Genomic DNA, 14138 nt, shown 5'->3' on the forward strand with positions numbered 1-14138 from the left:
GGTAAATTACCATATAAACTAGCTTGGACGCTTTGTTCCATAATTGAGACAGTGAGGTTTGAATGCCCGATTTGAACGGTATGATGCTGTTTGCAGCCGTTGTTAGAGCAAAAGGATTCTCTCAAGCAGCCCGAGAGATCGGACAACCTAAATCAACCATTAGTCGAAAAGTTGCTCAATTAGAAGAACAACTCGGAGTGCGACTACTCCAAAGAGACACCCGAAATTTAAGTCTGACCCAAGTTGGCGCATTATTTTTTCAACACTGTGATTCCATTAGCCATGAAATTGAAGCCGCCAAAGCCACTATTGAAAACACCCATAATGATATTTCTGGATCGTTACGGATAGCAATTCCGGTGTCATTTTCACAAGATGTCATTGGCCATTTATGCTCAAGTTTTATGCGTCTTTACCCCAATATAGAACTGGATATTCAATTTACTGACAGTGATGTCGGTCTTGTGGGTGAAGGTTACGATATTGCCATTAAATATGGTCCATTACAGTCGTCAGATCTTGTTGCTCGATTGTTATTTGAACGCCAACCTATTCTGGTCGCTAGCCCTGGTTATATAAAAGAATTCAGTAGCCCTGCTACACCGCAAGAATTAACCCAGCACAACGGTATTTTACTTGGCACCACCTTATCGGCCCCCATTTGGCCATTAGGAAAAGGCAATCGTAAAATAATGGCCACCTTTAAACGAAAAGTACGAGTCAACAGCGCCAGTATGGTAAAACGCTTAGCGTTGGATAATTATGGCATTGCCATGCTATCTAACACGAGCTGCAAGCAAGAACTCGCAACGGGGAGCTTAGTGCCTATTTTACAAGAATGGCCAATGGAAACCTTTAAAGTTTATGGGGTTTATTCAAGTCGGCGCCAATTAGCCAGCAACATTAGTGCTTTTTTAGACTTTTTCACCAAACGTTATACCAGCCAAGAATCATTGCATTCAATGATGAGTTAAGGGTATACACTAAGCCACTTCAACATACTCGTTTCAGCACTCCCGTAGGATAACTGAACCAGGCCGTGATATAAGATAATGGTGACGCCTTACCGAGAGCGTCGCTTCGCGACTAATAGGTTCTAGGAACTCGCAAGCTCGCCAGAGGGCGGTGCTTCGCTCCTTCTAGGTGCTAGGTTTTAGGTCCTAGGATCTAGCAGCAGGCCCCCTATTGTTAGAGCCTAGCAGACCTAAGGTCGCTCTAGCAGCCGTAGGCGCCCTATTCCTAGCACCTTGAACGCTGTCACTTCTGGACATGCTCAATCCTGCATTTCGAAATCGTTTAGGTATATCACCTCAAACGGCTTAAAATAGGCCGCTTGAGGTGATACCGATTGACTGATAAAGAATGCCAATTCCTTTTACTAAATTAAAAACGATAAGGAAATCGCACGCTAATTTGATAATCTGGGGAGTCTTCAGTTAACCCGGAGCCTATTGAGGTCACCATGGATAAATTAGGTGACAAGGCTAAGGTAGCGCCAATACCCAAATTCGCGGTATTGGTGTCAGTTCGAGGGATTTTCTGCCATTCTCCACCTTCTGGTCTTTGTTTAGTTTTACTGTAAAACCGTTGATTAAAGCTCATACTCAAACTCATTCGCTCGGAAACAGCAAAAGCTAATCCCACGCTGTAATCAAGATAATTACCTAAATCAATTTCACCAGGGCTTAACCCTGTCGCACCGGACAAGTCATCAAATTCCTCTGTAAAGCTAACACCATAATTTAAATTAAAAAATACAATCGCAGGATCAAAGGTTTTTGCTAAGCTAAACCCTGTAGACACGCCCCAAACACCAGAACCCGTTGCCATTTCAGTTGGGTAGGTCAAATTGCCAGAGTCTGATGTTTCAAGCGGGATCCCAAAAGGATCTTTTCCGGTTGGAGCGCGAACCCTGACGTTCCACACCCAATCGGGCCAGTCTACTGATTCAGCATTCATTCGATAATAAACTGCGCCACTGATATCACCAATTTGACCACCACTAATTTTAGCGGTTTCATATCGTTGACTCGAGTTCCCCTCCCCCACAGAGTCATACTGAGTCCAGCGATACAGGTACGGTAAACCGAGCTCAAACTGCCAGTTTTCATTTAAAGTATAGCGGGTGGTGAGATCAAGTTGCGTAGTATTAGTGCGAATACGATCTAAATTTAAATTACCCAAAAAAATGGCATCAAGTGCTAAAAAACCTCTAAGAATTAGATCTTTACGACTGTAGTAGCTATAGGTAAATGAGGGCTCGACGGTAAATTTTCGAGAGAAAACATTATGCGCTTCTTGTAATACGTCATCAGTACTTCTTGCTCTGTCTGGCGTTTTTTTTCGCTTTGCAGTGCTACTGGCGACTACAGCTTGTTGACTTGATTGAGCGCTTGGTCGTTCAACTGATGGGGGGGGCGGAGGCGTTTGCTGTGTCGTAGAGGTGACATTTGTATTGCTGGCTTGGCGGCTTAATGCCTCTTGCTTGAGCACCTGTTGTGCCATCTGATTAATGGCTTGTTGCTGTAACTTAATCTGTTGATTTAACTGAATCAGTTTTTGTTTAAGTGCTGCAATATCTTGTTCCGATAAAGTCGATGGCGAGACAGGTTGAGGATGAGTATCTGCAGCATACGCGGGTACGGCCAATATTGCAGGCAGTATCACTGCGATAGCTGAGGTCCATTTCTTATTCATATATACGTCCTTGGCTTGTACAGAGTAAATCAAAATCCCATAGATGTTAAATCACTGATTTGCCTACCAAGTATATTCGACTCTATCGGTCCAACAGGCATACCATCGTACCTTAGTGTAGACTGATTTATCACTCCGTGATTGAGTCCATTAATAAAAATGCTCTGCACTAACTGGCCGTTGCCATCTTGATAGCTAATTCCTTGGCTCGCATTACCCGAAACCAAGTCAACTTGATAACCAATCGTATTAGCATTAGCCGAAAAAGTAGTGCTGCCATTATGACTAACAAGCGTTGTCCCCACTGCAATATTGATCCCCTGTAACAAGGGCGTCAAATGACCTTGGGCCATGTCGAATTCATTAACTGCTAGGTTTTCATCGCCGGCAATTTGAATTCGTTGTTGTAACCCTGCCGTTTGCCCCAAGGTATCTAACTGAAACCCATTTTGACTATTAATAGCATTTGGGTCGCTAATAGTAATACTTATCGAGGGTTGATTATCAACTTGAGCAATTTCGATTTGCATACCTACTTGCTGTTGAATACCATTGTCTTGGATAAACTGCGTTTGCATTTGTAAGCCGAAATAATAATCTTGACCACTATTGATGTATTTGCCTTTCATTGAATCAAGTTCAAAGTCTGTTAGCACTTGGCTATGTTTAAACACAGACAGCGAAGGTGAACTGGCCATCACTGGTGCAGCGACAGTCAGTAGTAGCATCATGCATAATTTCATATCTTCCTCCTTAAAGCATATCTGAATAAGAAAAACCAAATTCGAGCAACTCTGCGTCCGTCAGTGGCGACAGAGGGTCGAGTGCTTTAAACGTTAATTTTGCTCTTGGGTGCAGCAAAGGATTATCACGTTGATAATCTTCTCCAATAACCACAAACACAACACCATTCCACTTCTGATTAAACTCTGCCATGGTCATGATCCGATTACCTAAAGCGGGATCGCCTAAATAGACTTCTCCGCCATCATAACGCCGAAAAACCACAAAATGGCTGTAACCACTATCATTAAGTAACACAATGGCAGGAATTTTGAGCAACGACATTTCAGCTTCACCGACTTTATATCCACGCCCTCTTAAACCTTGAGATTGCAGATACCGTTTCATATTAAGCAGTGAAAATCCTTGCTCTTGAACCAGTGCCAGATCAGCATGCTCTAACATGCCAATTAACACTTTTTGCTCAGTAATCTCTTGACGGTCATAGGCATATTTCAACAGGCTAGCTAGGCTGGCTGCACCGCAAGAGAAATCGGTTTTTTGTTGTATTACATGTTCAAACTTGCGCTCACGTATACTTTGAATAGGTTTAGAATAGGTTCCCATTCCTGGTACTACGCCGGTTAATGGAACCTCAGCGGCGTAATTGTAGTTAATCAGACTAAAACTGAAAATGATCAACAGTGCGATCATCAATTGGGTTATATTGCGCATAAGATGAATCAGGGGGTTACCCCCCTGCCTTATTCATACCGTTTCATTTAGCGTTATTCAGCCGAAATAACGGTTGACGGCCCAGTAATACTTGTCAAGGCTAAGTTGTTTGACTGTAAGTTTCCTGTACCACTCGCCAAGTTAACACCAATGTTACCGGATGCATTTTGGAAAGCACTGCCCCCTAGCAATGAAGTGTTATTAGACTTCTGAAGCACGACTTGTACCATGTAAGGTAATTGACCACTGACGGTACCATTAAGAGCCAAATCGCCAGCTTCATCAAAGGTCATCACTTCAGCGCCAGTTTCATTTTCAGTATCAAAATCAATATGACCTATTACCGTTCCAGGAGGGGTATCGTGTAGTCCGTTACCGTTAACGATCTCTGGATAATATGCATCATTTAATGCCGAGGTTCCTTCATAGGTTCCTGCTGCATTTAATGTAAGACCGACTTGTGCGTACTCAATTGAATCTTGAACCACACCGATGTTCATAGTGCCGTTATGCCCAGTGCTTTGCACATTAGACACGCTGGCTTCACCTAGACGTCCATTATAAGTCGACGCGGCCATATTATTGGCTTGAATATTGTTGTTACCAGCAGCAACGTTGACGCCAATATTACCTGTGGCATTCATAAACGAAGAACCCGCGATGGTTGATGTGTTAGTTGAGGCTTCATTCCAGACACCATTAAAACCACCCATTTGCGTATTAAAAATTTCAGCATCACCAGAGCCAAAAGCAAAACCTGCATCAATAGAAGCTAACGCAGCTGAATTACTTTGCGCATTAAAATCACCAGCTGCTTGGTTAACACCAATATTACCGCTGGCGCCTTCAAATGAACTGCCTGTTATTTTAGCATCATTATCATGATAGTAATTTTCAACCATATTTGCGCTAGTTTCTTGCACGTTTTCAACCACTGCCATACCTAAACCGTTGGCTTTAATAGTACCTTCAATTTTAACTTTTCCTTCGTATTTAAGGTCTTTAGTTACATTGACGGCTTTATTTAATTCAACACTGCTGTCTGTATCTGTCATTCCGTTAGCGTATGCAGAACCACTCATTATGGCTGCAATACTTAATACTAGAGTGAGTTTTTTCATCTTCCATTCCTCCGATCGATGATTATTAATTCCCGCTTGGTAACTGCAACGAGAACTGGTTAATGGCAACATTATTATTGCCAGAAATTTGATTAACTTGCATCACGCCTTGTGCATCCAAAAAACTGTCTGGAGCAATTTCGGCCTGATAATATGATAATTGATAAGATGAAGGTGCCAATTGGCTCGATACTTGGGTTAGCGCGTCATCGTTTAACCCTTGACCCATGATGGTTTCAAGGGTTGAATCCATGGCAATACTGCCTATATTGGCTTGCATATTTTGCTCGCCACTCACTTGATTAATACTTGCTAACCCTTGAAATAATGCAAAAGCTTGGCTGTCTATTACCGTAATGCGTTGCTTGCTGGGTTCTGATTGCGAAGTTAATTGCGGTGATAGGATGTAATTAATCGTTTGAATGGATGCACTGTGGCCTATAGCGTGGCTATTAGACTGAATATTAAAATCGCCAGCGGCTTGATTAATACTTGCCCGACCTGCACCTTGCATCACGTGTGAGCCAATGACACTTGAGTCATCAGCGTAAGATTGCGCAGCTAGCAATAACACACCAAGCGGTATTCCTCGCGTCAATGACAACGGCAATATATTGCGATGTAGTCTGCTAATAATATCCATAAAATATTCCTTCCATACTTGATACAAGGTTATAGCAACCCTTGTGCCAAAGATAAAAGTTTATATATTTCATATAGATAGTAATTTTAAAATGAAGGGGAATTCTTAATATTAAGAATATAAATAGCTAGATTATTGATATCTATATTAATTTTATTTTTAGCCTGAATCTTATTCTTAAGATTCGATAAGCAAACGATATGATTATCGCAATGTTAACAAGACTAGATCAGTTCTAAGTCATGCTTGTCCATGAGTCGATAAAAGGTCGCTCTAGAAATATCTAAATAACTTGCTGCTAGTTCAACATGACCATCTGCAATCAAGATTGCTTGTTGCAATGCTTGTTTTTCAGCATTGTCTTTTAAGGTTTTAAGCGAGAGCGCGATATGACGCTTTTTTTCGATATTGATTAACTCTAAGTTTTGAGCAGTGATCTGCTGCGTGTCGCTCAATACAACCGCACGACGAACACGATTAATTAACTCGCGGACATTACCAGGCCATGGATAATTTAATAATGCATGGCAAGCGGACTGCGACAATGGCTTAGTCGCAAGCCCATATTCATCCGAATACACCCGAATAAATCGATTGGCTAAACCGATGATATCATCACGTCTTTCTTTTAATCTTGGAGTTTCAATGGTAATGCCATTTAAACGATAGTAAAGATCTAAGCGAAACTTACCTTGATCAATAGCATTTTCTAAATTGACATGAGTAGCGGCTAAAATACGCACGTCAGCCGATTGCGGCATACTACCGCCAACTGAGTCATACAAGCCTTCTTGTAAAAAACGCAGTAAATTGACTTGTAGTTCAGCGGGTAAATCGCCAATTTCATCTAAAAATAATGTTCCGCCATTAGCCAGTGCAATTTTGCCCTTTCGGGAACTTGTGGCCCCCGTAAAGGCGCCTTTTTCATGACCAAATAACTCAGACTGAATTAATCCAGCCGCCATAGCGCCACAATTAACCGTAACAAAAGGTCCGTCTTTTCTGGCAGATAATTGATGTAACTGGGTCGCCACTAATTCTTTACCCGTGCCAGATTCACCTCTAATAAGCACGGGGATATCGGTCGGGGCCACTCGCCCAACTTGACGGAATAACTGTCGCATTACATCTGATTGATAAGCAAATTGCTCGTTATCTTTACACTGTGATTCAAGCTGCGGAGTATGCTGCTGCTTTAATTTAGACAGACCGAGACCATGACCCAAGCACTTCGCTAATCTTTCAGGATCAATTGGACTGGTGCAAAAATCCCAAGCAAATTGGGCAATAAAAGTGGTAATGTCTGCAATGTCGAGTTGTGGTTTATTTATGAGTACAATGATATGGATCCTGGGATCTAACTCTCTCACCAGGTTAGTGATTTCATTTATAGTATTTTCTGTTCGAAGATCGATTAAGCACAGAGCACAATTAATAGGTATTTTATTTTTATTATACTTATCAATATAGTGAAGTTGAAAGTGTAATCCACAAAGCACCTCGTTTAGCTCATTACACTGAAAACCTGCCATTAATAACGGTTCCATCTTGATATCCTTCCGATACAGTGAACACAAGAGTGCTAACACAAGGTTAGCCTGTGCATCTTATCTATAGATATAACCGGATAATGTTACGTCTTAATCTCAGTTCAGGATAATAAATGGTTATCAAACAGTCCTTTGCTCCGCTAACGTTTTGCATTGACTTGCAATAGACCGGCTATTGACGCGCCAATGCGCCTTGTTAGCAAAACAAATGACAAGTTTGATAAGAAATAGGCCAAATATTCTGATTTGGACTTACTTATCCCATCTATTAATCCGAGTTGAGGTTACTTAAATATAAACTCAGAATATTCACTCATCGCTTATATCATCGGTAACGCAATAGATAACAAAGATAATCACTCATAAAAACTATCTTCATCTGACTCAATATTCATCCATGAGCAGAACGACACTTTGCCCGCCTATAATCACCTTTGTAACGGTTTCTCACCCCAGATTAACCGCAACGATGACTATCTTCAGTGTCTCTGCTATATCCAGCCACATCTTTTTTATGATCTAAGTATGGTATAGATGCATCAATAGTATAGAAAAAATCAGTAATTATATTGATATCACGGTAAGTTTAACGGCCAGACAAATTATCAACATAAATCCACCACTCAAAAATGACCTACACGTGTACAAGTATTCAAAGTGCTATTAAATAGCCGAAACAACTGTGTTATAACTGTCACTTAGAATAAACGTTACCTAGCCTAGCGGGCAGTAACATCGTTAAACATAACCCCAATATGGATATCAGGCCCTAAAGGAACCATCATGATTAAACACAGCGCTTTTATAATGTTAAGTTCATTGGTATTAGCCACGCTATCGAATGCAGTTAATGCAGGACAACTCCAAAAAAACATTGAAGAGATGCGTGTATCAAAGGCTGGGCAAACAATGCCGCAGGTGGTTAATCGTTATCAAGCTATCAGTGATACTTTAGAGGTCAAGTTAGCCCAATCCAATGATGAGTTAGCCGTTACCGAAATGGCGGCGCATCAAGGACACAGGTTATGGCAGCAAGCCGTACGCGATGTACAATCGGGGCACAGTGACGATCGCTCGTTGTACTGGAGCCGTCTAAGTATGCGTAACGTTCTAAAGCAAGAAAGAGTCGGATTTAATGTTGCCGACTGGCAACGTGATATTTTGGTCAAAGCGGTTGAGAAATCGTCTCGCGGTTTTAGCGATATTGAATTTTTACCCGATACCCAAATTAATATTTTAGTGACCGGTTTCGATCCCTTTTTTCTTGATAGAAATATTGGCCAAAGTAATCCATCAGGCTTAGCGGCTTTAGCATTTGATGGCTATCGTTTTGAGATTAATGGTAAAAAAGCACAGATAGAAACCGTGATGATCCCTGTGAGATTTAGCGATTTCGACAATGGTATTATCGAATCGTTACTCACGCCCTTTTATCGTGAAAACAGTGTCGATATGGTATTTACCATTAGTATGGGCCGGGAAAATTTCGATATCGAACGTTTTCCTGGACGTAACCGCAGTGCAGAGGCACCAGACAATTTAAATGTATTAACCGGCGCCAGTCACAGAAATCCTAAAGCGCCGTTATTTAACGGTGGCACTTCTTCCGATGGAAAATTAAATGGCCCTGAGTTTGTGCAATTTTCTCTGCCCGTTGAAGCAATGGCTGCAGTGAAAGGTCATTGGAGCGTCAATGACAATCATCAAATTAACACCTTATCTAGGGGGCAATTTAAGGCATCATCACTGGCTGAATTACAAAATGAAATTTCAGTTGAAGGTTCTGGTGGGGGCTATTTATCTAATGAAATTTCCTATCGCAGTATTTTACTTCGAGACCAATTTAACTTGAACTTACCCGTAGGACACATTCATACTCCACGTATTAAAGGCTACGACTCACAAGTAGAGTCAGACATCGTCGAGCAAATTCGTGCCATGATAGCCGCAGCGGCGAGCACTCTGTAATGTCAAAAGACTAATATAAAATGTCTATGCTTTGCTTGCTTGAGTCTCTCATTGAATATTCGTGTAGGTAAGTGAAGCATTTCATCATGTTTAAAAATATCTTCAATCTCACCCAGCGCGCGCACCAAGCGCTAACGCAAGACATCCATACAAAGGGGTCTTCGTTATCAGTAGGGCCTCGAACCCACCAATCGCCGAACACTGCCGTTAGCGATCCGTTACAACAGCAGATCTTGGCCAAAGTCGAAGCAGACTACCAATTAGCAGAGCAATATTTCAAACGTCAATTTCCTCGTCCGAGCGTACATTTTAGCTTACGCGGAAAAAGCGCGGGGACGGCGCATTTACAAACCAATAAACTGCGCTTCAATCCTGTTTTACTAACTGAAAATCCAAATATTTTTATTAACGAAGTGGTACCACATGAAATTAGCCATTTGGTGTGTTTCCATCTATTTGGTAAAGTAAAACCTCACGGTAAAGAATGGCAAAGCGTCATGATGACAACATTTAGTATTACGCCAAAGACCACTCACCAACTCAATATCCAGTCCGTCAGTGGTCAACAATTTGAATATTTTTGCGGTTGTGGCAGTGTGCAATTAACCATAAGACGTCACAACAGAATTGTGCGAGGCCAGACTCAATATCGCTGTCGCCGTTGCCAACAAACATTAACCCCTTTTAGCACCTAACATTATCAATTGCGTCATCGCATGCGATGGCTTAACATCAGCCAAAATGACAGGCTAAGCCTGCACTGTAATGATGTTTTTTGTTAATTTTAGGGTTTATTTTGCGCTTATCATCCACACACTCTTGGTTCTTTTGGGTGTCGCTTCTGTGCGGCATTTTTTCATCCACACTTATCGCGGCAGAACATTCCAGCAGTTTCGGTCAAGCCAAAAAAATGGCTAAAAAGATTTACCAACAACACTTACCACTCAGCACCTTCTATTGCGGCTGCGATATCGCCATCGCAGGAAAATTATGGCAAGCGGATCATGCTAGCTGTGGTTATAAAGTCAGAAAACAAATCATTAGAGCCAACCGTATCGAATGGGAGCACGTGGTTCCCGCATGGGAATTTGGTCATCAACTGCAATGCTGGCAAGACGGTGGTCGAAAAAACTGCAATAAAAATAATGCTGCATTTAAAAAAATGGCAGCCGATTTACACAATCTTGTTCCTGCTGTAGGTGAGGTGAATGGCGATCGCAGCAATTTTCGTTTTAGTGATTGGGGCGGAAAAGCGGATCAATACGGGCAGTGTAAAATGATTATCGACTTTAAAGGCCGCAAAGCACAACCCCCCAAACAAGCAAGAGGGCCTATCGCTCGAACTTACCTTTATATGCAACAAACCTATGGTCTGCAAATCAGTAATAGCCAACAAAAGTTGTTTAACGCATGGAACAAAATGCAACCAATCAGCGCCACGGAATGCCAACGTGATACCTTAATCGCTGCTAACCAAGGTAATCATAATGATTTTGTATTCAAACAATGCCAAAATAACGGCTTAGTTCGTTAATTGACGATCAAGCTCCCCCTTGAACAATTGGTTAAATAAGGTCAACACTGATGAGAGTCCCACGCATTTTTCAGCCCCTAGACAATTTACAACAAGGGCAAACGCTTCAATTAGATGAGGATGGTGTCGCCCATATCGGCCGAGTATTGCGAATGGGCATGGGGGACCACATCAGCTTGTTTAATGGTGATGGTAATGATTACTTAGCTGAAATTATTGAAATAAGTAAAAAATCCATCACTGTCAACGTCTTAAGTTGTCAAGCTAACAACAACGAATCAACATTAGACTTGCACTTGGGTCAGGTAATTTCTCGTGGTGACCGAATGGAATTTACGATCCAAAAATCGGTTGAGCTAGGCGTAACAAGGATTACACCCTTATTTTCAGATCGTTGTGGTGTCAAACTTAATGGTGATCGCTTAGAGAAAAAACAACAACAATGGCAAAAAATTGTCGTCAGTGCTTGTGAACAATCTGGCCGCAGTATCGTACCGGTTGTTCGCCCTGCAATGACATTGGCGCAATGGTGTGAAGAATCTACCGAAGCCTTAAAACTGAATTTACACCCAAGAGCTTCACACGGCATTAATGGCTTACAGTTAACCGATCAACACCACAAAGTAAGATTATTAATTGGCCCCGAAGGCGGCTTATCTGACGAAGAAATTGCCATGACCGAAACTGAGCATTTTACCGATATTCTATTGGGGCCAAGAGTGCTGCGTACAGAAACCGCATCATTGACTGCTATTACTGCATTACAAGTTAAATTTGGCGATATTGGTTAACCCAAACCGATATCATCTTGGATATTATTAAGGATAAACACATGATTAAGCTCGGCATTGTTATGGACCCTATTAGCGACATTAACATCAAAAAAGATACCAGCTTCGCGATGTTATTAGCCGCACAGGCACGTGGCTACCAATTGTTTTATATGGAAATGCATGATCTTGCGATGGTCAACGGCAAAGCCATGGCCAACATGCGTGAATTATCGGTAAAGCAAGATGCTAACCAATGGTTTACATTAGGCGAGTCAATTGATACCCCGTTGGCAGATCTTGATGTGATCTTAATGCGCAAAGATCCACCATTTGATACCGAATTCATCTACGCCACTTATATGCTGGAACGGGCGGAAGAAGAAGGCGTATTAATCGTTAACAAGCCTCAAAGCTTACGTGATGCCAATGAAAAACTGTTTACAGCATGGTTTTCTGAGTTTACGCCAGACACTCTTGTGACCCGTGATGCTAAACGTATTCGAGCGTTCCACCAATTGAAGCAAGATATTATTTTAAAACCATTAGATGGCATGGGCGGCACGTCTATTTTTAGAGTGAAAAAAGATGACCCTAACGTCGGGGTCATTATCGAAACGCTCACCAGTTATGGCCAGCAGTTCGCAATGGCTCAAGCCTTTATCCCTGAGATAACTCAAGGTGACAAGCGTATTTTAGTGGTTGACGGTGAACCGGTTCCATACGCATTAGCGCGTATCCCGATGAAAGGTGAAACCCGTGGCAACCTAGCGGCTGGCGGCAGTGGAGTAGCCCAGCCATTATCAGAAAGTGATTGGAAAATAGCCCGCGCCATTGGTCCAGAATTGAAAAAACGAGGCCTTATTTTTGTTGGTTTAGACGTCATTGGTGATAAGTTAACTGAAATCAATGTCACCAGCCCAACCTGCATTAGAGAAATTGAAGCCGCATATGACGTTGACATTACCGGCATGCTTATGGATGCCATCGAAGCCCGTATCAATCAGCAGAAATAGGATTAATCATGCATTTTCTATCTACCTACCAACGAATAATTAGCAGATTATTATTGGTCTCTAGCTTGGTCGTAACGGGTGCAATGGCTGATGAAGTCGTTATTTCGCCTATTGAGGCCAACACAACCAGTAATAATGTGCCGACTGTCGGTCCTTCAAGACCGACAAATATTGTTATTATGATTGGCGATGGTATGGGACCTGCTTACACCACGGCCTATCGTTACTATAAAGATAACCCTGAGACAGAAGAGATTGAACAAACGGTTTTTGATCGCTTACTCGTTGGTATGGCAAGCACTTACCCTGCTTCTGTCAGTGGTTATGTAACCGACTCGGCGGCATCGGCAACCGCATTATCTACTGGGGTCAAAAGTTATAATGGTGCTATTGCCGTTGATACCGAAAAACGCCCACTGACAACCTTAATGGAAAGAGCAAAAGCATTAGGCTTGTCAACTGGCGTAGCGGTTACCTCCCAAGTAAACCATGCTACACCTGCGGCATTTCTTGCTCACAATGAAAGTCGTAGTAATTATATTGATATCGCACAGGCTTATTTAACCACCGATGCTGATGTCATCCTTGGCGGTGGCCAGCAATATTTCACCCCAACATTGCTTGAGCAGTTCACCGCTAAAGGTTACCAACACATTAGTGAACTATCCCAACTTGAGTCGGTTCATCACCCGAAAGTATTAGGGCTATTTGCCGATGTACAGTTACCTTGGGGGATTAATGATAAAAAAGCGCATAAACTCAGTCATATGACGCAAAAGGCACTCGATTTACTGTCGCAAAATAAGCAAGGTTTTGTGTTATTAGTAGAAGGCAGCTTAATTGATTGGGCGGGTCACAGTAACGATATTGCTACCGCGATGGGTGAAATGGATGAGTTTGCAGCCGCAATTGAAGTGGTTGAACAATTTGTTCGTCAAAGTAAAGACACCCTGATGGTTGTGACAGCCGATCATAATACCGGTGGGTTGTCAGTGGGCGCACACGACAAATACGAATGGCATCCTGAAGTACTGCATAAGGTTCAAGCTAGCCCAGATGTGATTGCCACGCGTGCTATTGCCGCAGAGGATTGGCAGACCGTAACCGCAACACTATTGGGGTTTACCCCAAGCGAAGTAGAATACAGTCAATTGCAAACTGCTCGTATGCAAGGTAATGAGCCACTTGCTATTGCACTGCGTAAATTAATTGATATTCAATCTAATACCGGTTGGACAAGTGGCGGCCATACCGCCATGGATGTTCAGGTATTCGCAGCGGGCCCCGGCGCCAGATTGTTTAGTGGCCATCAAGACAATGTTGATATAGCCAATAAAATGTTTAGCTTATTACCACAATCGGTTCAAACACCTTAATTGCT

Annotated in this window: 13 protein-coding genes; 7 read left to right on the top strand and 6 right to left on the bottom strand. The window is 42.1% G+C overall.

The annotated features are described in order from the left end of the window. Positions 1-62: 62 nt before the first annotated feature. Positions 63-974: a LysR family transcriptional regulator gene (locus CXF80_RS10910; protein WP_101032893.1), complete on the top strand. Its 912-nt coding sequence runs from the start codon at positions 63-65 to the stop codon at positions 972-974. Between the two features lie 409 nt (positions 975-1383). On the opposite strand, the gene CXF80_RS10915 is transcribed toward CXF80_RS10910, so the two are convergent. From CXF80_RS10915 to CXF80_RS10940, 6 genes are all read right to left on the bottom strand, one after another. Then, positions 1384-2697, bottom strand: a complete 1314-nt coding sequence (locus CXF80_RS10915) for a transporter (RefSeq protein ID WP_198554757.1) — start codon at positions 2695-2697, stop codon at positions 1384-1386. Positions 2698-2726: 29 nt separating this feature from the next. Next, complete coding sequence (locus CXF80_RS10920; protein ID WP_101032894.1) at positions 2727-3440, bottom strand: hypothetical protein; 714 nt, start codon at positions 3438-3440, stop codon at positions 2727-2729. Between the two features lie 10 nt (positions 3441-3450). Next, on the bottom strand, positions 3451-4155 hold the full coding sequence (locus tag CXF80_RS10925) for a C39 family peptidase (RefSeq protein ID WP_232772087.1): 705 nt from the start codon (positions 4153-4155) through the stop codon (positions 3451-3453). A 53-nt stretch (positions 4156-4208) separates the two neighbouring features. After that, positions 4209-5276 (bottom strand): hypothetical protein, encoded by a 1068-nt coding sequence (locus CXF80_RS10930; protein ID WP_101032895.1) that lies wholly within the window; start codon positions 5274-5276, stop codon positions 4209-4211. A gap of 25 nt (positions 5277-5301) precedes the next feature. Beyond that, positions 5302-5919, bottom strand: coding sequence for a hypothetical protein (locus CXF80_RS10935; protein ID WP_101032896.1), 618 nt, complete (start codon positions 5917-5919; stop codon positions 5302-5304). A 224-nt stretch (positions 5920-6143) separates the two neighbouring features. After that, complete coding sequence (locus CXF80_RS10940; RefSeq protein ID WP_101032897.1) at positions 6144-7466, bottom strand: sigma-54 dependent transcriptional regulator; 1323 nt, start codon at positions 7464-7466, stop codon at positions 6144-6146. A 786-nt stretch (positions 7467-8252) separates the two neighbouring features. Here CXF80_RS10940 and CXF80_RS10945 point away from each other — a divergent pair. The 6 genes from CXF80_RS10945 to CXF80_RS10970 all read left to right on the top strand — a co-directional run bounded on the left by CXF80_RS10945 (position 8253) and on the right by CXF80_RS10970 (position 14133). Continuing rightward, positions 8253-9437 (top strand): hypothetical protein, encoded by a 1185-nt coding sequence (locus CXF80_RS10945; protein WP_101032898.1) that lies wholly within the window; start codon positions 8253-8255, stop codon positions 9435-9437. 86 nt (positions 9438-9523) lie between these two features. Beyond that, the gene (locus CXF80_RS10950; RefSeq protein WP_101032899.1) at positions 9524-10132 is read left to right on the top strand and encodes a SprT family zinc-dependent metalloprotease; all 609 of its coding nucleotides are present in this window, start codon (positions 9524-9526) and stop codon (positions 10130-10132) included. 137 nt (positions 10133-10269) lie between these two features. After that, positions 10270-10971, top strand: coding sequence for an endonuclease (locus CXF80_RS10955; RefSeq protein ID WP_232772211.1), 702 nt, complete (start codon positions 10270-10272; stop codon positions 10969-10971). Between the two features lie 50 nt (positions 10972-11021). Then, a complete protein-coding gene (gene rsmE, locus CXF80_RS10960) occupies positions 11022-11762 on the top strand; it encodes a 16S rRNA (uracil(1498)-N(3))-methyltransferase (protein ID WP_101032900.1) in 741 nt (246 codons plus the stop codon). 41 nt (positions 11763-11803) lie between these two features. Beyond that, complete coding sequence (gene gshB / locus CXF80_RS10965) at positions 11804-12757, top strand: glutathione synthase (RefSeq protein ID WP_101032901.1); 954 nt, start codon at positions 11804-11806, stop codon at positions 12755-12757. Positions 12758-12840: 83 nt separating this feature from the next. Then, positions 12841-14133 (top strand): alkaline phosphatase, encoded by a 1293-nt coding sequence (locus CXF80_RS10970; RefSeq protein WP_443019088.1) that lies wholly within the window; start codon positions 12841-12843, stop codon positions 14131-14133. Positions 14134-14138 lie beyond the last annotated feature (5 nt).

This window comes from Shewanella sp. Actino-trap-3, from assembly GCF_002836275.1.
Classification (GTDB): Bacteria; Pseudomonadota; Gammaproteobacteria; order Enterobacterales; family Shewanellaceae; genus Shewanella; species Shewanella psychromarinicola.